Annotated in this window: 16 protein-coding genes, 2 tRNA genes and 4 pseudogenes; 7 read left to right on the forward strand and 15 right to left on the reverse strand. The window is 53.7% G+C overall.

The features are described from left to right. The first annotated feature begins 150 nt into the window (after positions 1-150). The 4 genes and pseudogenes from BG910_RS07250 (at position 151) to BG910_RS07265 (ending at position 2,036) form a co-directional block, all read left to right on the forward strand. A pseudogene (locus BG910_RS07250) lies at positions 151-543 on the forward strand (DUF1543 domain-containing protein). Between the two features lie 67 nt (positions 544-610). Beyond that, positions 611-1,033: a 6-carboxytetrahydropterin synthase QueD gene (queD, locus tag BG910_RS07255; RefSeq protein ID WP_089036269.1), complete on the forward strand. Its 423-nt coding sequence runs from the start codon at positions 611-613 to the stop codon at positions 1,031-1,033. After that, a complete protein-coding gene (locus BG910_RS07260; protein WP_089037182.1) occupies positions 1,033-1,404 on the forward strand; it encodes a DUF1304 domain-containing protein in 372 nt (123 codons plus the stop codon). The genes queD and BG910_RS07260 overlap by 1 nt, the downstream gene beginning before the upstream one ends. Next, complete coding sequence (locus tag BG910_RS07265; RefSeq protein ID WP_089036270.1) at positions 1,404-2,036, forward strand: 7-carboxy-7-deazaguanine synthase QueE; 633 nt, start codon at positions 1,404-1,406, stop codon at positions 2,034-2,036. The genes BG910_RS07260 and BG910_RS07265 overlap by 1 nt, the downstream gene beginning before the upstream one ends. A 187-nt stretch (positions 2,037-2,223) precedes the next feature. Here BG910_RS07265 and BG910_RS12300 read toward each other — a convergent pair whose 3' ends face one another. Next, entirely contained in the window at positions 2,224-2,346 is a 123-nt protein-coding gene (locus BG910_RS12300; RefSeq protein ID WP_123805981.1) for a class IIb bacteriocin, lactobin A/cerein 7B family, read from the reverse strand. 350 nt (positions 2,347-2,696) lie between these two features. After that, on the reverse strand, positions 2,697-2,819 hold the full coding sequence (locus BG910_RS12995; protein ID WP_269766450.1) for a hypothetical protein: 123 nt from the start codon (positions 2,817-2,819) through the stop codon (positions 2,697-2,699). A gap of 489 nt (positions 2,820-3,308) precedes the next feature. On the opposite strand from BG910_RS12995, the gene lysS reads away from it, so the two are divergent. Further along, complete coding sequence (gene lysS / locus BG910_RS07270) at positions 3,309-4,820, forward strand: lysine--tRNA ligase (RefSeq protein WP_089036271.1); 1,512 nt, start codon at positions 3,309-3,311, stop codon at positions 4,818-4,820. 343 nt (positions 4,821-5,163) lie between these two features. On the opposite strand, the gene murJ is transcribed toward lysS, so the two are convergent. After that, positions 5,164-6,705 carry a murein biosynthesis integral membrane protein MurJ gene (gene murJ / locus BG910_RS07275; protein WP_089036272.1) on the reverse strand — a complete coding sequence of 514 codons (1,542 nt, stop codon included), beginning with the start codon at positions 6,703-6,705 and terminating at the stop codon, positions 5,164-5,166. A gap of 303 nt (positions 6,706-7,008) precedes the next feature. On the opposite strand from murJ, the gene BG910_RS07280 reads away from it, so the two are divergent. Continuing rightward, positions 7,009-7,704 carry a thiol:disulfide interchange protein DsbA/DsbL gene (locus BG910_RS07280; RefSeq protein ID WP_089036273.1) on the forward strand — a complete coding sequence of 232 codons (696 nt, stop codon included), beginning with the start codon at positions 7,009-7,011 and terminating at the stop codon, positions 7,702-7,704. A 111-nt stretch (positions 7,705-7,815) separates the two neighbouring features. Here the strand turns inward: BG910_RS07280 and BG910_RS07285 are convergent, their stop codons facing one another. Continuing rightward, positions 7,816-9,186 (reverse strand): chloride channel protein, encoded by a 1,371-nt coding sequence (locus BG910_RS07285; RefSeq protein WP_089036274.1) that lies wholly within the window; start codon positions 9,184-9,186, stop codon positions 7,816-7,818. Between BG910_RS07285 and BG910_RS12305 the strand changes: the two genes are divergently transcribed. Further along, the gene (locus BG910_RS12305) at positions 9,167-9,307 is read left to right on the forward strand and encodes a hypothetical protein (RefSeq protein ID WP_157694049.1); all 141 of its coding nucleotides are present in this window, start codon (positions 9,167-9,169) and stop codon (positions 9,305-9,307) included. The two genes, BG910_RS07285 and BG910_RS12305, sit on opposite strands and share 20 nt — an antisense overlap. Positions 9,308-9,665: 358 nt before the next feature. Here BG910_RS12305 and BG910_RS07290 read toward each other — a convergent pair whose 3' ends face one another. From BG910_RS07290 to BG910_RS07335, 11 genes and pseudogenes are all read right to left on the reverse strand, one after another. Continuing rightward, a complete protein-coding gene (locus tag BG910_RS07290; protein WP_089036275.1) occupies positions 9,666-10,154 on the reverse strand; it encodes a peroxiredoxin family protein in 489 nt (162 codons plus the stop codon). Then, positions 10,151-10,537: an acyl-CoA thioesterase gene (locus tag BG910_RS07295; RefSeq protein WP_089036276.1), complete on the reverse strand. Its 387-nt coding sequence runs from the start codon at positions 10,535-10,537 to the stop codon at positions 10,151-10,153. The genes BG910_RS07290 and BG910_RS07295 overlap by 4 nt, the downstream gene beginning before the upstream one ends. Beyond that, positions 10,537-10,899, reverse strand: coding sequence for a VacJ (locus tag BG910_RS07300; protein WP_089037183.1), 363 nt, complete (start codon positions 10,897-10,899; stop codon positions 10,537-10,539). Before BG910_RS07300 ends, BG910_RS07295 begins: the two co-directional genes overlap by 1 nt. A gap of 123 nt (positions 10,900-11,022) precedes the next feature. Further along, positions 11,023-11,421: an ATP-binding cassette domain-containing protein gene (locus BG910_RS13000; protein ID WP_267897804.1), complete on the reverse strand. Its 399-nt coding sequence runs from the start codon at positions 11,419-11,421 to the stop codon at positions 11,023-11,025. Between the two features lie 61 nt (positions 11,422-11,482). Then, positions 11,483-11,758 (reverse strand): annotated as a pseudogene (locus BG910_RS13005) (ATP-binding cassette domain-containing protein); the annotation flags it as partial. A gap of 3 nt (positions 11,759-11,761) precedes the next feature. Continuing rightward, a pseudogene (locus BG910_RS07310) lies at positions 11,762-12,635 on the reverse strand (FecCD family ABC transporter permease). Between the two features lie 93 nt (positions 12,636-12,728). Next, complete coding sequence (locus BG910_RS07315) at positions 12,729-13,520, reverse strand: heme/hemin ABC transporter substrate-binding protein (RefSeq protein ID WP_232462266.1); 792 nt, start codon at positions 13,518-13,520, stop codon at positions 12,729-12,731. A 165-nt stretch (positions 13,521-13,685) separates the two neighbouring features. Continuing rightward, positions 13,686-15,501, reverse strand: a pseudogene (hutW, locus tag BG910_RS07320) (heme anaerobic degradation radical SAM methyltransferase ChuW/HutW). Between the two features lie 357 nt (positions 15,502-15,858). Continuing rightward, positions 15,859-15,934, reverse strand: a tRNA-Ala gene (locus tag BG910_RS07325). 7 nt (positions 15,935-15,941) lie between these two features. Continuing rightward, a tRNA-Met gene (locus tag BG910_RS07330) sits at positions 15,942-16,018 on the reverse strand. 157 nt (positions 16,019-16,175) lie between these two features. Beyond that, the gene (locus tag BG910_RS07335) at positions 16,176-17,327 is read right to left on the reverse strand and encodes a class I SAM-dependent methyltransferase (RefSeq protein ID WP_089036277.1); all 1,152 of its coding nucleotides are present in this window, start codon (positions 17,325-17,327) and stop codon (positions 16,176-16,178) included. Positions 17,328-17,364 lie beyond the last annotated feature (37 nt).

The following is a 17,364-nucleotide window of genomic DNA, read 5'->3' on the forward strand; positions in this document are numbered from 1 at the left end:
TCGTTGTGCATTCGTCTTAATTCCAAGTCGAAAGGAAATATCATGAAACAGCTTTATATGTTTTATCTGGGCGGCAATGCAGGCCGTTCGAATATCGAAGTTCACGACGTACAGTTTGCGGCAGTGGAAGAATAGCAGGATGCCGTTCCCATGCTCAAAGCCGCCTGGTTTGGCGATGCAGACAAAATCCACATCGACGGCTGGCAGGTTGTCGACTGGGCAGACGGCTTCGACATCCGCTTGGCCGACAGGCCGTCTGAAAATCCGAAGCGGCTGTATTTCGTCAATGTCGGAGGTTATTGAGCAGGCAGTCTTGCCGAGGCGCACTCGTTCGGACTGTTTGTCGCCGAAAGCCCTGCTGAGACCAAACAGAAAGCCTTAACTTCGCTGCTGCCCAATCATTTCCAGTTACACAAAGATAATTTAAAAGACGTGGACAACCTGTTGGAGTTAAACGAAATCGGCGGCTGCCACATTGTCTTGCAGCCCAATCCCGAGGGTAGGCCGTCTGAAATCGGTTTTCAGGGTTACCATCCGATTTAGTCCCGCTTCCGTCTGTTTTCTCATTTTTTATCCGCTGTTTTCAGACGGCCTCAACGACCAAACCACCATGAAAATCACCAAAATCTTCACATTCGATTCCTCGCATATGCTTGACGGACACGACGGCAAATGCCAAAACCTGCACGGCCACACCTACAAGCTCGAAATTACCGTTTCAGACGGCCTGATTCGGGGCGGGGCGAAAGACGGAATGGTTATGGATTTTGCCGACCTGAAAGCCGTTGCCAAACAGGAAATCATCGAGCCGTTCGACCATGCCTTCATCTATCACGGCGAAAACGCGCGCGAAAGCCAGATTGCCGCGCTTTTGGAAGGTTGGAACATGAAAACCCTGCGCCTCGCCTGCCGTACCACCGCCGAAAACATGGCGTTCGAAATTTACGGCCGTCTGAAAAAACGCGGCGTGTGCGTGTGCAGCGTCAAACTTTGGGAAACGCCGATTTCGTGCGCCGAGTATGAGGGCGAATGATGCGGATTTTGGCTTTGATTTTGGTTTTGCTGGTGGCGGCGGAACATTTTTTCATTATGTATTTGGAAATGTTTAAAATCCCCGGCCCGCAGGCAGCGAGGATTTTCGGGCTGCCGCAGGAGTTTATGCAGCAAAAGCATGTGCAGAAAATGTTCAGCAATCAGGGGCTGTATAACGGTTTTCTCGCCGTCGGCCTCATCTGGGCGCAGTTCGCCGCACCCGAAAACGCCCGTTTCGGCGCGCTGGCGCTATTTCTCGGTTTCGTGATTGCCGCCGCGCTTTGGGGCGCGAAAACCGCCAATAAAGGCATTTTGTTCAGACAGGGACTGCCCGCCGTTTTGGCGATGCTGGCCGTAGCGGGGGCGTATTGATGACCGAAATCCGCCCCGAAAACCCGAGCTACCGCCTTGTCGAAATGTTTGAAAGCCTGCAAGGTGAGGGCTACAACACCGGTATGCCCGCCGTGTTTATCCGCTTGGGCAAATGCAACCTCGCCTGCGCGTGGTGCGACACCGATTATCTGAAATTCGACAGCGTGCCGCTTTCCGGGATTTTAGGCCGTCTGAAAAACCACAGCGCCCGCAACATCATCATCACCGGTGGCGAGCCGACCATACAGCCGCATTTGGATATTTTGTTGAATCGTTTGAAATCAGAAGGTTACAAACTATTTCTCGAAACCAACGGCCTCAACCCCGCGCCCGCGCAGTTCGACTACATCGCCGCCAGCCCCAAAGCCTGCTACGCGGAAAAATACGAAAAACAATGTATCACCGCCGCCGACGAAGTGCGGATTGTTGCCGACGGCGATGTCGTGGCGTTTTGCGAAAAAATGGAACGGAAAATCTGCACCGCCCGCTACTACCTCTCGCCCTGCGAGCGCGGCGGGGAAATGAACATCTACGACACCATCCGCCAAATCGGCCTGCTCAACAGCCGCGAAAACGCGCCCGTGTATTGGCAGCTCAGCGTGCAGACGCATAAGTGGGCAGGGATTGAATAGGGGGAAGTTCTGCATGATTGTAATCTTCCAACAGCCGGAGCCGCCGTAGGACGGCTCAGATAGCGTAACCGAATTTGGTTTTCAGACGGCCTTTGAATTGTCCGAAGGCCGTCTGAAAATTTTCAGACAAAGCTGTGTCGTGTTACGTTTGTGCCTCGTTGACACGGCCTACGCTTGTTACGGAAGTTTAAAACGGAAATGGAAATTTAAAGGGACCGTTCGGTTTAGGGAAAAGGTCAGGAGTACAGGGATGACCTGGCCACAAACCGCCTGCAACATTTTCCAATTCAACTTGATTCAATTCTTTCATAATAATCTCCTTAACAAGAATCCGTTATTCCCGCCTGCGCGGGAATAACAGAATTAAGTTCTTTTTATTTCGACAGATAAATATTCTCTTATCCCGAACTCAAGCTATTCCATAGTGGTGATTTCCGTCCAATTCTAACCAGCATAAGGTCACAAGGTTCAGGCCCGAAAAATCCGCCTCCGGCTACACTTTCCAATTCAACTTGATTCAGTTCTTTCATAATAACCTCCTTAAGATTAAAAAGTTAATTTAAACCTGAATCACTCAGGCATAAAATAATAGAGAAAGAAACACCAGCTTCCTCCATCTCCAAACGAAAGAAGCGGTTTTGCATCTTCCGTCCGAATTCCTTAGTCGCGCTCTGCCAATCGGTCGACAACGGATGTCCTGCGCGGATAAAAACCGAATTGTGCGGGCATCCAAGCTTCGCCGCCCGCTACCTGTTCCAATTCGTTCAAGCCCAACGGTTTCATAATTCTTCAATCCTCCTGTTTGGAAAAATATCGTCCTACACTACACATAGAGCGTTTGTTTTTAATCACAATAAATTAAACAATCCGCCTGCATAACCGGGTTGCCGAATACTGTATCCGTGTTAGTAAGACATGCCGTTTCTTGATTTTGTTTCTTGATTTTGGGAAGTTTTCTGAAAAGAAGATTTAAATTTCTTTTACCATAAAAGTATTTTTATTTGAAAATTTCATAATAAACTTACAGTAAGTTTGCAAAATCATGCGGCATGGTTGGGGTTTAGAATTCTGTATTACAATATAGTCATGTTAATTAAAAGTTATTGTTGTTTTAAAAAATGATAACTGTCGAAATTTACGGCCGTCTGAAAAACCGGGTTATGTTGCACGGTCGGATTTTCAGACGGCCACACTTGGCGTAAAATACCGCCCGACCCCCTATCTTTTCAGGCCGTCTGAAAAACGGCCTGTCTTTTATTTTCCGGAAAAAACATGAGCGAACAAAACACTCCGCAAACCGAGCCGCAGTTGGACGAAAACCAAATCATCGCGCTGCGCCGTGAAAAATTAAACGAAATCCGCAAACAGGGCGTTGCGTTTCCCAACCGGTTCAAGCGCGATGCGTTTGCGGGGGATTTACACGCGCAATACGATGCTCTGAGCAAAGAGGAGCTCGACCCGCAGGGCGTGCCCGTCAAGGTGGCCGGCCGGATGATGCTCCAGCGCGCGATGGGCAAAGCGAGTTTTGCCACGCTGCAAGACATGAGCGGCCAGATTCAGGTGTATGTGAATAATCAAGGTGTGGGCGAAGACGTGCACAACGCTTTCAAACACTGGGATTTGGGCGACATCATCGGCGTGGAAGGCACGCTGTTCAAAACCAATCACGGCGAACTGACCGTGCGCGCCGCCAAGCTCGAGCTGTTGAGCAAATCGCTGCGCCCGCTGCCGAGCCAGCATTTCGGTTTGGCCGATCAAGAGCAGAAATACCGCCGGCGTTATGTCGATTTGATTGTAAACAAAGAATCGCGCGATATTTTTGTCAAACGCAGCCAAATCATCCAAACCGTGCGCAACTATATGGTCGGCGAACGCTATCTCGAAGTCGAAACCCCGATGATGCACCCGATTCCCGGCGGCGCAACGGCCAAACCCTTCGTTACCCACCACAACGCGCTGGATATGCCACTCTACCTGCGCATCGCCCCCGAGCTTTACCTGAAACGCCTCGTAGTCGGCGGCCTCGAGCGCGTGTTTGAAATCAACCGCAGCTTCCGCAACGAAGGCATGAGCACGCGCCACAACCCAGAATTTACCATGATGGAGTTTTACGAAGCCTTCTGCACCTACGAGCGTATGATGGAAATGACCGAAGGCGTCATCCGCGCCTGCGCCAAAGCGGTTTGCGGCACGGCGAAAATCACCTACAACGGAAAAGAAGTCGATCTGGAAAGCCCGTTTGAACGCCTGACCATCTTAGACGCCATCAAAAAATACAACCCGCAATACACCGACGCGCAACTGCAAGACGAAGCGTGGCTCAAGCAGGAAATCGTCAAACACGGCGAAAAAATCCCGCCCTCGCCCGGCATCGGCAGCCTGCAACTGGCGCTGTTTGAAGGCTGCGCCGAAGGCAAGCTGTGGAACCCGACCTTCATCATCGACTACCCCGTCGAAGTTTCCCCGCTGGCGCGCGCCTCAGATACCAAACCCGGTCTGACCGACCGCTTCGAGTTGTTCGTCGTCGGCCGTGAGCTGGCCAACGGCTATTCGGAGTTGAACGACCCCGAAGACCAGTCCGCCCGCTTCAAAGCCCAGGTCGCCCAAAAAGACGCCGGCGACGATGAAGCCATGCACTACGATGCCGACTACATCCGCGCCATGGAATACGGCCTGCCGCCCACCGGCGGCTCCGGCATCGGCCTCGACCGCTTGGTTATGCTGCTGACCGATGCACAAACCATTCGCGATGTAATTCTGTTTCCGCAGATGCGCCCCGAGTAACGCGGGGTTGATAGAACATTAGAGGCCGTCTGAAAACTTTGGTTGAACGATTCCGAAGTTTTCAGACGGCCTTTCTCTTTCTGATTTCTTGCAAAAGTCCCAATCTTGATATTCTGATTTTTGAACAGACAAGACAAAATAAAGTAAAACCATGTGCCGTCTGAAGCAGATAAGCCGTAGAGCGTACCGGCTTGCCAGACCTACGGCTGTTGTTCCGACCTAAACTTTTCAGACGGCATCAACTGCTTTTTCTTACTAAACCATCCATAAACATCAAAAGCCGTCTGAAAACTTCGTTTAAACAATCCCGAAGTTTTCAGACGGCCTCAATCCACCCAAACACCTACCGTTCCACCGAACGCTTAAAATCACGCGGTCTGAAGCCGAGCAGGCCGAGTGCGAGGAAATACAGGCTGCCGCCGACGGCAATCAATACGCATAGCTGCGCGGCTTTGCGGATGCCGCCGACGTTGACCCATTCAAACGGCAGGAAGGTCTGCGCCGCCCACAGTCCGCCGCCCATCACTGCCAGCGCCAGCACCATTTTGGCGAGAAACGCCCCCCAGCCTGCGCCCGGGCGGTAGATATCGTGTTTACGCAGCAGGAAAAACAGCAGCCCTGCATTCAGACACGCGCCCAAGCCGATGGCGAGCGCGAGGCCGACGTGTTTGAGCGGGCCGATAAAGGCGAGGTTCATCAACTGTGTGCACACCAGCGTGAAAACCGCGATTTTCACCGGCGTTTTGATGTTTTGCTTGGCGTAAAAACCGGGTGCCAGCACCTTAATCATAATCAGGCCGATGAGGCCGAACGAGTAGGCAATCAGCGCGTGCTGCGTCATCACCGCGTCGTTGAGCGAAAATTCTTTGTACATAAACAGCGTCGCCACCAGCGGGAACGACAATACCGCCAGCCCCACCGCCGCGGGCATCGCCAGCAGCATACACAGCCGCAAACCCCAGTCGAGCAGGCCGGAAAATTCCTGCGGATTGTTGCCCGCCGCGTGTTTCGACAATGTCGGCAGCAGAATTGTGCCCAGCGCCACGCCGAGCACGCCGGTTGGCAGCTCCATCAGTCGGTCGGCGTAATACATCCACGACACGCTGCCCGATTGCAGAAACGACGCGAAAATCGTGTTAATCACCAGCGAAATCTGCGCCACGGAAACACCCAAAATCGCCGGCGCCATCTGTTTCATCACGCGCCTGACCGCCGCGTCTTTCAAATCCAGTTTCGGCAGCTTCAAAAAGCCCAGTTTCGCCAGAAAGGGAAGCTGGAAACCGAGCTGCAACAGCCCGCCGACAAACACTGCCCACGCCAGCGCCATCACGGGGGGGGTGAAATACGGCGCGAAAAACAGCGCAAACACGATAAACGACACATTTAAAAACGTCGGTGTAAACGCGGGAATGCTGAATTTATGGTAGCTGTTGAGAATTGAACCGACAAAAGAAGAGAGCGAAATCAACAAGATATAGGGGAATGTCACCCGCAGCAAGTCGACCGAAAGCTGGAATTTGTCCGGCGTTTCGGCAAAACCCGGTGCCGATACATAAATCACCCACGGCGCCGCCAAAATACCGGCCGCCGTGACAATCACCAAAATAAACGACAGCATTCCCGCCACATAGCGCACAAATTCCTGCGTCGCCTCCGGCGATTTCGTTTCCTTGTATTCCGCCAAAATCGGCACAAACGCCTGTGCAAACGCCCCTTCCGCAAACACCCGCCGCAGCAGGTTGGGCAGCTTGAACGCCACAAAAAACGCATCCGTCGCCATGCCCGCGCCAAACGTGCGCGCAATAATCGTGTCGCGGACAAAACCGAGTATGCGCGACACCATCGTCAGACTGCCGACTTTTGCCAAAGCACCGAGTAGATTCATAAATTCACTTTAAAAAAGAGTTTGAGGCCGTCTGAAAAACCGTTGCCGCATTTTCAGACGGCCTTTGATTTATTTCGGGAAACCGCGATTGTACCGCCTTTTAATTCAAAAAACAGATTTGTATCGGCGGGAAGGCCGTCTGAAAAACAGGAATTTTCAGACGGCCTGTTACCCTTTCCTCCGTCCAAACACTCTTTTTCGCCCCAAGCCATTCATCAAACCGGAAAAATACAATAAAATAGCAAACTATTCATCGGGCAACATTTTACGCCCCGTATCAAACAAACATCCGAAAGCAAAATCATGACTTTGAAAAAAATCGCCCTCACCACACTCGCCGTTTTCGCGCTGGCTGCCTGCGAACAGAAAAAAGCAGAAACCAGCGTACCCGCCACCGGCGCCGCCGCATCCGCCCCCGCCGCGCCCGTTACCCTGATTGAGGGCACCAACTACACCGTACTGCCCAACGCCATTCCGCAGCAGCAGGCCGACAAAGTCGAAGTATTGGAATTTTTCGGCTACTTCTGCCCGCATTGCGCCCATCTTGAACCCGTGTTGAGCAAACACGTCAAAACCTTCAAACCCGATACCTACCTGAGCAGCGAACATGTTGTTTGGGGCGACGAAATGAAACCGTTGGCCCGCCTCGCCGCCGCGGTTGAAATGACCGGCGAACGCGAAAAAGCCGACAGCGCGATTTTCAACGCCATGGTCGAACAAAAAATCAAACTCAACGACGAAGCCACGCTGAAAAACTGGCTCGCCCAGCAAACCGCGTTTGACGGCAAAAAAGTTTTGTCGGCCTACGAAAACCCCGAAAGCCAAACCCGCGCCGACAAAATGGCGGAGCTGACCAAAACCTACCAAATCGACGGCACGCCTGCGGTGATTGTCGGCGGCAAATACAAAGTGGAATTTTCCGACTGGGAATCCGGTATGAAAGTCATCGACCTGCTGGTGGATAAAGTCCGCGAAGAGAAAAAAGCGGCGGCAAAATAAAGTTGCCGGAACGGAAAGGCCGTCTGAATTTCAGACGGCCTGAAGTTTTTTTGGAGAAGGGATTTTTAAAACGGAAGGTAAGGCTGTTTCAGACGGCAACTGCTACGGAACCTACTCCGTTTTTCCTTCCGCCGCTTTCGTGTGTTCTTCCTGAACCCGTTGCCTGAAGCGCATTCCCGCCGCGTGGTAAAACGGGCGCGGGCAGAATTGGCGCGACACCTGCGAGGCGAAGATGCAGGCGATCAGCATCCAGAACAGCAGGTTTTGTCCGCCCGTCATTTCCATTACCACCACGCTGGCGGTAATCGGCGACTGGGTGGCGGCAGCGAGAAATGCAGCCATGCAGAGCAACACCACAACGTTCGCGCCGCTGTCGAGTTGGGCGATGGCGGAAAGGCGTTCGCCCAGCATCGCGCCGACGGTCAGCGAGGGCGTGAAGATGCCGCCCGGAATGCCCGCCCAGTAAGAAAATACCGTTGCCGCCCATTTGGCAACCGCCACGCCGAGCGGCGCATCGTATTCGCCGCGCAGGGCGGCGGAGGCTTCGGCGTAACCCGTGCCGAAAGTCTGCCCCTGATAAACCGTGCCCAAAGCCGCGAGCAACACGCCCATCAGCGCCGCCAGCATCAGCGGATGGCGGCGTATCCAGCCGCGGTATTTTTCCGGCGCAAACGCCGCCGCGCCTTTATACAGAAAACGCGCAAACAGCCCGCCGGCAATGCCGCAGGCCAGCCCTGCTGCTAAAACCCACGTCAGCATATGTTCCAATTCGCTGCCGCGAAAGCCCGAAAAATGCGGGTTGTTGCCCTGAATCGCCACTTGGATGAAACCCGCCGCCAATACGCCGAGCAGGATTTGGCGTTCCCAACGCAGCATTACCCCGCGCCCGAGTTCTTCAATCGCAAACACCACGCCCGCCAGCGGCGCATTAAACGCCGCCGCCAAACCGCCCGCCGCGCCCGCCGCCATCAGATCATTTTCCTGCATTCCCTTGAATGCAAGATTGTTTTTTTTGCACCATGCGCCCCACGCGCTCATCACCGCCGCACCGACCTGAACCGACGGTCCCTCGCGCCCGATCGATGCGCCTGCAACCATGCCCAAAAACGTCAGCGGAATTTTCAACACCGTCTGCCCGAGCGCAATCAGCCGCGTTTTCTGCGGCCCGTGCGGCAGCGAGAGCGAGGCCAACACCTGCGGAATGCCGCTGCCGACGGTGTAGGGTGCGTATTTTTTGGTGATCCAGACAATCAGCGGCAGGCCGAGCGGCAGCGCGACCCACGCAAACCACGGGTAGCGTTTGACCAAATCCGCATTGAGCGCCAACGCAAATTCCGCCATGTGCGCAAACAAAAGCGCCGTCAGCGCCACCAGCGCGGATCCGGTCAGAAGAAAGGCAAACGCAATGGTTTTGCGGGAAAGACGTTGGGTCTGCTTGATTTTGTGGGCAATCTGATAGCCGATGGATTTATTGGCAGGCATGGCGGAAACCGGAAGATGGCCGTCTGAAAAAGACGCGGTTGAAAAAGAAGAAATTTTACCCTTGATTGGGCGGATGCGCGGCAGCGTTTTTGCCTTAAACGGCATTTTTCAGACGGCCTGAACGGTGTGTGACGGGGAAAATCGGGAGTATTTTTTTTGAAAAGTTGTTTGAAATCAAATGGGTGGGTGTTTTAAAGAGAGGTAAAACGGCACAGGCCGTCTGAAAAAATATCAGGCGGACGGGGGCAGGTGTTGTATTTACGTTTTTTTTTTGGAGGGGGGACTGACTGGGAATAAGGACAAGCGTTTTGCAAAAAAAAACTGAAGACTGCTTGAAGGCCGTCTGAAACAGTCAATTCCCCAAGCGGCGTCATTCCCTCTCCCGCGCAAGGCGCAGGAGAGGGAACAGATTGTAGGAACGCCAAACAGCGGCCGTTAAAAAAGCCGTCTGAAAAACCAAGTTTTCAGACGGCCTGTTTTCATTTTTCCAATTCCGCGTCGATTTCCCGATAGAGTTTGCCGAAATCGGGTTCGCCGACAAAGGTTTTCAAGATTTCGCCGTTTTTGCCGATTAGAAACGAAGTCGGGTAAACCTGCGTGCCGAACGATTTGGCGGCGGCTTTGTCGCTGTCGTACATCACGGTAAAGGGCAGGCCGTATTGCTGCACATATTCGCGCACGCTTTCGGGCGGGTCGAAGGGCTCGGCAATGCCCAAAACCTGAAAGTTTTTGCCGCGGTAGTCTTTCGCCATTTTGATGACTTTGGGCATTTCGCTCACACAGCCCGGGCAGGAGGGAAACCAAAAGTTGATGAAGGTGACTTTGCCCTGCAAATCGGCGTTGGAAACGGTTTTGCCGTTCAGGTCGGCCAGGGAAAATTCAGGGGCGGATTTTTTGTCGGGCATCAGGACAAACGCCAAAAGCGAGCCGATCAGGACGATGGTGATGAGGGGAAGGATTTTTTTCATAAAAGCAGTTTGTTAAGCGGGGTGAGCAGGGATTCGGGAAACTTCATGCTGCGGCCGGTGGCGGCGGCAACGGGCATCAGGGTCACGTCGGCTTCGGCGGCGGTTTTACCGCTTTCGGCCAAAACGATGGTTTGGGTCAACACCAAATGGCGTGCGGTCAATTCTTTGACGCGGTTTTCGATGCGCAAAACATTGCCGGACACGGCGGCGCGGCGGTAGCAGATGTCGATGCGGGCGACGACGAGCTGGATGCCTTCGAGGAAGCGCAGCAAATCGCGTTGGTCAAAAAGCGCCCAGCGTGCTTCTTCGAGAAATTCGAGATAGCGCGCGTGGTTGACGTGTCCGTAGCCGTCGAGGTGGTAATTGCGGATGCGGATGTCCATCAGTTTAAATTAATGGGTTGGAACTCGTCGCGGGCGATGGGCTCGTGTTCGAGGTCGGTGATGACGGTAGAGATTTGGATGTCGAACCATTCGTTGAAAATATCCGCGTCCAAATCCGGCCACTCGCGCTCGTCTTCGCACCAGTCGGCGAGTTCGGCGGCGAAGATGTCTTCAAAACGCGCTTCGATTTCGTCCCAAACCTCATCGGCGGTCTCGCACGGGCGCACCAGATAGGAATTGGCATCGGCCTGAATGTCTTCCAAAGTCAGACCGTTCAGGTGGTTGCCCGGCAGGTTTTGCAGCCAGCTGTAAAACGGCTCGAGCGGAATGAGCAGAAAGACGCTGCGGTTGACTTCGTACATGGCGGTTTCCTTTTGATTAATCTGCGGAAATGATAACGTAAAAGCGGTGGAAATGGCAAAGGCCGTCTGAAAACGGCTGCGGGTTTTCAGACGGCCTGTGCTCTTTTTCGGATTCAAAACAAGTCAGACTTTGAAATAAACCCTGTCTCCGTCGCAAATCCGTTCCAGCGGCCAGCCGTAGATTTCTTCCGGCAGCGGGCTTTTCAGGATTTCGCAGCTTTTGCCTTCGGCGGCGGGCTTTCCTTTGTTTATCAGTATGATGTGGTCGGCATAACGTGCGGCAAGGTTTAGGTCGTGCAAAACCATGATAGAGATAAAAAACGGTTTGTTATCATTGAGATACTGCATCAGCCGGTGGCGGTGGCGGATGTCGAGGTGGTTACATGGCTCGTCGAGCAGTATGACGGAGGCGTTCTGCAACAAGGCGCGGACGATATTGGCACGCTGCTGTTCGCCGCCCGAAAGCTGCCCGATGCGTTTGTCTGCCAGCGCAGTCAGTTCGAAATAGTCCAAGAAGGGCATCGGTTTGCTGCCGGCCGGTTTTCAGACGGCCTGATGCGGAAAAGGTCGAAAGCGAAACATATTCGCGCACATTCATCGGCATGGCGTAACGGCCGTGCTGCCCGACCCATGCAACCTTTCCCTGCCGGATTTGCGGCGCGGCGGCACGGCCGAATAGGGAAATGCCGCCTTTGCCGGCCAAGCCCAGCAAGGCTTTGAGCCGAGTGGATTTTCCTGCGCCGTTGGGGCCGATGACTGCTGTGGTTTTTCCTTTCGGAAATGTCAGCCTGCCGGTTTCCTGCAGAGTGTGTCCGCGCACTTCCACGTGCAGTGATTCGATTCCGAATGCGGCATCCATGCCTCAGTCCCTAAGCGGTTTGAGAAACAGATAGAGGAAAAACGGCCCGCCCAGCAAGGCCAGCACAATGCCGACGGGCAAATCGACGGGGTAGTCCGCCCAGCGGGCCGCGCCGTCCACTAACATCAGGAAGATGCCGCCCGACCAGGCCGAAAGCGCAATCAGTCTGCGCCTGCCGCCGCCGATTGTCTGCGCCAGTACGTTGGGAACCATCATGCCCAGAAAGCCGATAATGCCGGTCAGCGATACGGCGGCGTTTGTCATCAGGGCGGCGCCGACGACGGTCTGCACGCGTACGCTCCCGGGCGAAACCCCTATGCTGGCGGCGGTTTCTTCTCCCGTCATTAAAATATCCAGCCGCCGTCCGCAATACAACAGCAACGCAAACCCTGCCGCCATCGATACGGCCGCCGTCAGCGGAGACGAAAAGCCTGCTTCCGACAGGCTTCCCGAAAGCCAAGTTGTGGCGCTGCGCAAAACCAAGTCGTCGGACAAAAACAAAATCAGGCTGACCGCCGCCCCTGAAAACGCGCTTAAGACAAAGCCCGATACCAGCAGCCCCAATGTGCCGCCGCCGATCAGGCGGTGTATTGCCAAAATTAGCAGGCACACGCCCAGTGCCCCTGCAAATTGCGGCCGTCGGAACACCGATGCCGCCGATGCCGAGCGCGAGTACCAAAATGACGCCGGGCGCCGCGCCCGAAGCCGCCAACCCTGCACCGGCCAGTAAGGCGGTGTAGATGCGCGGCAGGCGGATTTGGCGGACTGTTTCGTCCATTTCAAACGGCGGCTGCCAAGTGCCGAATCCGATGCCGCAGCAGAAATAGACGGTTGCGGCAGACAGGATTAGGGCGGAGATGAGGAGGCTCGGTTTCATCTGGTTTTCATCGGCAGATTTCGGGCGGTATTGCCGGATTGCGGGAAGAGGGCGGCCGTGTTTTCAGACGGCCTTGCAGCGTCCGGCTATCGGCTATTTGCCCGCTTCGTTCAGTTTTTTCACGACTTGCGGCGTATCCAAGCCGTAGCGGAACATATCGTTGGCTTTCCAAAGATAGATTTTTCCGTTTTTGGCGGCGGGGCTGGCGGCGATTTCGGGTTGGGCGGCGAATTTCCGTATGCTGCCGATGCGTGCGGCGTTATGGTCGGCAATGATGATGACGTCGGTTTTTGCTGCCAGCCATGCTTCGCGGGTCATCGGTTTGAAACCATCGAATGCGGAGGCGGCATTGATACCGCCCGCGCGGCGGATAAGTTCGTCGGCGGCTGTGTTTCTGCCTGCGGCCAGCCATCCGTCGTAGCTCAGAAGATAACGCTTGCCGTTGGCCGGCATCTGTTTCATTTCGGCCTGCCATTTTTTTGCCAGCCTGTCGGTTTGGGCGCTTTTCCCGATAAGTCCGCCTATGGTGCGGATACTTTTCGGATAGGCGTCCAAACTGTCGTCGGGCGCGGCATTGACGGCATTGATGCGGGCTTTTTTCAGTTGCGCAAAGATGGTGGCCGGCTGTGCCATCCACGAGCCGATGACAATGTCGGGTTTGACGGCGGCAATGGGTTCGACGGTCAGGTTGCGGTGGATGCCGACGGAGGGTTTGGATTTTAATGCGGGATTTTGGACGGTCTGGTCGCGGCCGACGATTTCGCCGAACGAGCCGAGTGCAACCACGATGTCGGCGGCGTCGGGGGTAATGACGGCGATACGCTGCGCGTATGTGGCCAGAGGCAAGGCCAGCAGCAGGGCGGTACAGACGGATTTTGTAGATATTTTCACGATGGTGTTCTTTCTTTGTCGTCAGGCCGTCTGAAAAGATTTGTACATTTTTTCAGACGGCCTCAAATGTTTTAAATGATCTGCTTAGAATTTCAGGCTGTCCGAGGCGGCGACGTTCCGTCCTGATGCGCCGTTGGCGCCGAAAACCAGAAGCATGGTTCAATCCTTCGAGAACAAGGCTTTCATGGCTTGGATTTGTGAGGTTTTGAGTCCGCCTGTTTCATCGCGGCCGACGAAAATTTTGAACATTGCTCCTCCGCTGCGGTTGATGAAATTAAGCGAACAGGTGGCTTTGCCCATAAACGGGCGTTCAAGCAGGTAGATTGCGGCGCAGTTTTCATAGTAGATGTGTCCGTGAACCCCGCCTTCGGTTTCGGGTGATTCGAAATTGTAGAAACCGCTGCCGACTTTGCCGTTCGGCAGTTTGCCGCTGACCTCGACAATGGCGTCGGGCGAGTGGGCGATGAAGGTTACGGAATCGTTCCATGAAGCTACGGATTGGAGGATTTCGACAATGCGGCTGCCGTCGGTTTTGCAGACGGATTCCGGCGGCAGGCAGTTCAACACTTCTTCGTAGCTGCATTGGTTTTGTGCGGCAAGCATCTCGAGAATCTGGCCGGGATTTGCCGCAAGTGACTGGCGCGGCACGGACTGCTGTTCTGCGGAGAGTTTCTGCATGGTGTTGTCCTTTTCCTGGTTGGGGAGGGTAAGCATGAGTTTGCGGATGAGGGGGGGCGCCCAGTAGCGCCCGCTGGTGTTGAGGTGTGCAAGGCCGTCTGAATCCGTTTCAAGCAGTTGCATCTCTTCCCATTGCGCAATGAGTTTCTGCGCTTCGTCATTGCCGTTAAATAGCGCAGTATTCAGATGGCCTAAGTCCATATCGTACTGGATCAGACCCAGCAGCGTTTTGTGCGGGCCGTGAAAGCTCATGAATCCTATGGGTTTGCCGCCGTCGGGTGTGTCGAGGCAGCGCTCCAGCGTACTTTCGACTTGATAGCTGAATCCGCCGAAATTGCCGCCCGCACCGGATCCGAATGCGCGGTAGGGCATATTGGATTTGACCAGTGAATTGTAGCGGTTGCGTTCGCCGCGTCCCGGGTAGGCGAAGTGGCTGTTGCTGACCTGTGTCCAGCCTTTTCCTTTCAGCGTTTCCACGGCATGAGCGTATTGTCGGCCTGAATATTGAAGCCCGGCGGTTGGGGAAATGCGTCTTTTTCAATCATGCGGTTGATCGGCAGCATGGGGTAGAGGTTGAACGCGTAAGTGTCTAAACCCGAAACTGACAGAGAAGCGGCGCGTTCCAAGTCGTTTTCCCAGACTTCGTCGGTTTGGCCGGGCAAACCGAACATTAAGTCGATAACGGTAACGCAGTCGAGCCTGCAAAATTGTTCCAAGTAGGCAAAGGCTTCTTCTCCCGTATGTTTCCTGCCCAAACGGCGCCGGATGGCTGTATCAAAAGTCTGTACGTCGATGGAAATCCGGTTTGCCCCGGCATCAATACAGGCTTGTGCTTTTTCCATATCGAATGGCTCATGCGCCCTTCAATGGTAAATTCGCAATCGCCAGACAGGGGAAGGTATTGATAACAGGTGCGGATCAGGCGGGTTAAATCACCGGTTGAAAGAGCGGTCGGCGTACCGCCGCCAAAATATACGGCGCGAATTTTGCTGTTTCCTCGGCAGATTTCCGCTTCGGCAGCCATTTCGGCAATGATTTTGTCGGTATAAGTTTTGCCGGAATCTTCTCTCCATGCATTACGGTAAAAACCGCAAAAAACGCAGTGGTTGGCGCAAAACGGGATGTGCAGGTAGGCAAACGCATCCTCGTCTGCGGCATGGGGCAGCTTCTGTTGCCAGAGCTTCTGCCATTGTTGGCGCGGAATCGGAACCCCGCCCCAAACAGGCATTAAAGTTCGCCGTTCGGGAAAGGCTCGGGGCGAGGATTGGCGCAGAGTCCAGATTTTAGAGTCACTCATTTTTTAATAAATAACAATGATTATCTTATTATATTAAAGCAATAGAAAAAATTTCAAACATACAAACACGAATTCAGATGGCTTTGAAAGGAAATAAGTAGCAGAGATTTTTGAAGAGACAGGTATGTAGGACTGAATTTAGGGTTTAACAAATGTATCGCATAGAAATGCTAATGGGAAAGCCGGGTGCAATGGAGGCAATGCGCTTGGTGGAAAGGTTTTATTTGTTATGCAGCTTTGCTTTTTGAGATAAAAACAGAAGGCATCAAAGAAATATTTTTAATCTGATTAACCCTGATTCGGCTGAATTGAAGACAAAAAAATCCCTTGCCGTTAAAGCAAGGGATTTTTTTTATCTGGTGGAGGTAAGCGGGATCGAACCGCTGACCTCTTGCATGCCATGCAAGCGCTCTACCAACTGAGCTATACCCCCCAAGATTTGGTGGCGAATCAGGGATTCGAACCCCGGACACAAGGATTATGATTCCTCTGCTCTAACCGACTGAGCTAATTCGCCGTTTAGGAAAGCGCTATTATAGGTTTTTTCGTTTGTTTGGCAAGGGGAAAATGGTAGGTTTGGTTTTGTGTTTTGATTTAAAAGGTAAAAATTTTACGGATTTGATGTTGGAAAACAGAGGCCGTCTGAAAAAAACAGTTTCAGACAGCCTCGCGGTTTACAGCTTGTGGCAAATGTCGCCCGTGATAAAGCCCTGCCAATCTACGTCGATGTTTCTGCCGAACGCGATGGCTTTAAATAATTCGCCCATTTCGTGCGGATTAATGAGTTGTTGGACGGCTGCTGCTGCGCGCAGGTAGGCGGGAGAGGCGCTGTCGCCGGCTTGTGCGAGCAGGTCGGTGATGCCGAGGTTGAGCAGGAAACTGCTTTGGGTGGCGTAGCCGATTAAGTCCAAACCGCCGTCGGTGCCGGCTTGGGCGATGTCGGTGAAGTTGACGTGGGCGGTGAGGTCGGTCAGGCCGATGCGGAAAAACGGGTCGTGTACGGTGCGGTGGCGGTGGTGGCCGATGAGCGTGCCGCCACTGCGCTTCGGGTGGTAATACTGGGCGGCGTCGAAACCGTAGTCGATGAAGATGATGCCGCCGCGGGTAAGTTTGGCGGCGAGGGTGGCGGTAAAGGCGTGCTGTTGCGGGTGTAATTCGCTGGTGTAGGGTTCGACGGCGGGGAAATAGTTTTCGGCGGCGGTTGATAAGCCGGGGTGGGTAAGTGGTTGTTTGGTTTGGATAAACCCGCCGTTTTTAAGGCCGACGCAGATTTGTCGGAATCCGCCGTTTTCGCGGCAGACGAGTTCGACGGGCATGGCGTCCAAAACTTCGTTGCCGATGATGATGCCGTCGAATGATTCGGGCAAGGTGTTGAGATGGATGACTTTTTTGAATAATTCAGACGGCAGTTTTTGCGCGATCAGGGCGCGTTGGCGTTCGGCAAGCTCGGGGGAAAGTTCGATGATGTAGTAGCGGTTGAGGCCGTCTGAAAGGTTTTGAACCAGTGTGGCGGCCAGATCGCCCGTGCCGGCGCCGAATTCGTAGAGGTTGCCGGCGGTTTGCGGAAGCAGGGCGTTGAGTTGGACGGCCAGCGTTTTGCCGAAAAGCGGGGTTAAAACGGGGGCGGTTACGAAATCGCCGTCTGCACCGATTTTATGGCTGCCGCCGGTGTAATAACCGTATTGCGGTGCGTAGAGTGCAAGCTCCATAAAACGGGAAAACGGCATGGGTTTGTTAGCGGCTGTAATTTCTTGTGAAATCAGTACGGACAGTTTCTCGGATGACTGTTGTGCATCGGCGGAAATAGGGGGGATTTTGGAGTTCATGACTGTTAGATAATGTAAAATTTTGAATTTTGTCTGT

This window comes from Neisseria chenwenguii (assembly GCF_002216145.1).
GTDB lineage: Bacteria > Pseudomonadota > Gammaproteobacteria > Burkholderiales > Neisseriaceae > Neisseria > Neisseria chenwenguii.

What these genes read in the sequence shown, in the direction of transcription:
- queD (WP_089036269.1), top strand. Translation starts at nt 611, where the DNA reads ATGAAAATCACCAAAATCTTCACATTCGATTCCTCGCATATGCTTGAC.
- BG910_RS07260 (WP_089037182.1), top strand. Translation starts at nt 1,033, where the DNA reads ATGCGGATTTTGGCTTTGATTTTGGTTTTGCTGGTGGCGGCGGAACAT.
- BG910_RS07265 (WP_089036270.1), top strand. Translation starts at nt 1,404, where the DNA reads ATGACCGAAATCCGCCCCGAAAACCCGAGCTACCGCCTTGTCGAAATG.
- BG910_RS12300 (WP_123805981.1), bottom strand. Translation starts at nt 2,346, where the DNA reads ATGAAAGAATTGAATCAAGTTGAATTGGAAAATGTTGCAGGCGGTTTG.
- BG910_RS12995 (WP_269766450.1), bottom strand. Translation starts at nt 2,819, where the DNA reads ATGAAACCGTTGGGCTTGAACGAATTGGAACAGGTAGCGGGCGGCGAA.
- lysS (WP_089036271.1), top strand. Translation starts at nt 3,309, where the DNA reads ATGAGCGAACAAAACACTCCGCAAACCGAGCCGCAGTTGGACGAAAAC.
- murJ (WP_089036272.1), bottom strand. Translation starts at nt 6,705, where the DNA reads ATGAATCTACTCGGTGCTTTGGCAAAAGTCGGCAGTCTGACGATGGTG.
- BG910_RS07280 (WP_089036273.1), top strand. Translation starts at nt 7,009, where the DNA reads ATGACTTTGAAAAAAATCGCCCTCACCACACTCGCCGTTTTCGCGCTG.
- BG910_RS12305 (WP_157694049.1), top strand. Translation starts at nt 9,167, where the DNA reads ATGGATTTATTGGCAGGCATGGCGGAAACCGGAAGATGGCCGTCTGAA.
- BG910_RS07285 (WP_089036274.1), bottom strand. Translation starts at nt 9,186, where the DNA reads ATGCCTGCCAATAAATCCATCGGCTATCAGATTGCCCACAAAATCAAG.
- BG910_RS07290 (WP_089036275.1), bottom strand. Translation starts at nt 10,154, where the DNA reads ATGAAAAAAATCCTTCCCCTCATCACCATCGTCCTGATCGGCTCGCTT.
- BG910_RS07295 (WP_089036276.1), bottom strand. Translation starts at nt 10,537, where the DNA reads ATGGACATCCGCATCCGCAATTACCACCTCGACGGCTACGGACACGTC.
- BG910_RS07300 (WP_089037183.1), bottom strand. Translation starts at nt 10,899, where the DNA reads ATGTACGAAGTCAACCGCAGCGTCTTTCTGCTCATTCCGCTCGAGCCG.
- BG910_RS13000 (WP_267897804.1), bottom strand. Translation starts at nt 11,421, where the DNA reads ATGCCCTTCTTGGACTATTTCGAACTGACTGCGCTGGCAGACAAACGC.
- BG910_RS07335 (WP_089036277.1), bottom strand. Translation starts at nt 17,327, where the DNA reads ATGAACTCCAAAATCCCCCCTATTTCCGCCGATGCACAACAGTCATCC.